Genomic DNA, 448 nt, shown 5'->3' on the forward strand with positions numbered 1-448 from the left:
TTGATGGCGGCGATGGATACGAAAACCAGTTTGAAGTTCCTAGTGTCACGATTCAAGGTGACGCACTCAAGATAAGCGATGAGTGGCTTGTTACTATCACCATTACCGACAGCCTCAATAATTCCATTACTGTTACAACGACCGTAGAGAATGAGGCTTATACCCTATCAGACGTTGATCTGTCTTCTCTTGCTGAAGGGCCGCTTACGGTGACTTCTGTGGTTTCTGACATTTATGGCAATAACCTGAACGCCGTCGATACGACCATTAAAGATACGCTTGCAACGGTGAACGTCAATTTTGATGGTGGAGGGGATGAGTATTTAAATCAGTACGAAATCGCGACTACTCGCCTCGAAGGGACGATTGAAAACATTGAAGATGGCCAGCGTATCCAAGTTACGGTAACCGACTCGTTAGGAGCGGTCATAAACTTAGAAACGGTGGT

Annotated in this window: 1 protein-coding gene; it reads left to right on the forward strand. The window is 45.8% G+C overall.

Translation table 11 applies throughout. The features are described 5' to 3' along the window. Nucleotides 1-448: hypothetical protein (locus IQR33_RS25685; protein ID WP_193844181.1), on the forward strand; the 448-nt coding region annotated here is incomplete at both ends.

Source organism: Vibrio sp. OPT46 (genome assembly GCF_015163535.1).
GTDB lineage: Bacteria > Pseudomonadota > Gammaproteobacteria > Enterobacterales > Vibrionaceae > Vibrio > Vibrio alginolyticus.